Raw genomic sequence first — 372 nt, 5'->3', positions numbered from 1 at the left:
AAACAAAAAGTGAGGCTGTAATTGGTTTCTTAAAACCACTATTTGTGCGGTGAGTAATTGTTCGTTGAGTTTTGCTGCGTGAATTTGTTCTTTTTGGTATGTTTCAAAATAAATCTTAGTATAAGCGCCAAACACGACGGCACAATAGAAACCTATCGTTTTAGGGTATTCATAGATATATCTTGTAAGTAAGTCACCATTATCCCAAAGCCTACCCTCAATTAATAAATAGGCTAAATGCCTTGTTCCAATCATTAGCGAGATAAAAAGAAAGGTAAATGGGATATACAAAATAGCCACTTTTAGCATTGATTTATATCTATGCGTTTCATCTAGTGACCACTTTTTACAACAAAAAATAATGATAGGGCA

General features: G+C 33.6%; 1 protein-coding gene. It reads right to left on the bottom strand.

Translation table 11 applies throughout. The features are described from left to right. Positions 1–309, bottom strand: a 309-nt coding sequence (locus tag ACX6CF_RS26675) for a hypothetical protein (protein ID WP_458788408.1), incomplete at its 3' end; no start/stop codon positions are given. Positions 310–372: the final 63 nt, after the last annotated feature.

The organism is Vallitalea sediminicola (assembly GCF_054408565.1).
This window is presented reverse-complemented; position numbering and strand designations above follow the sequence as displayed.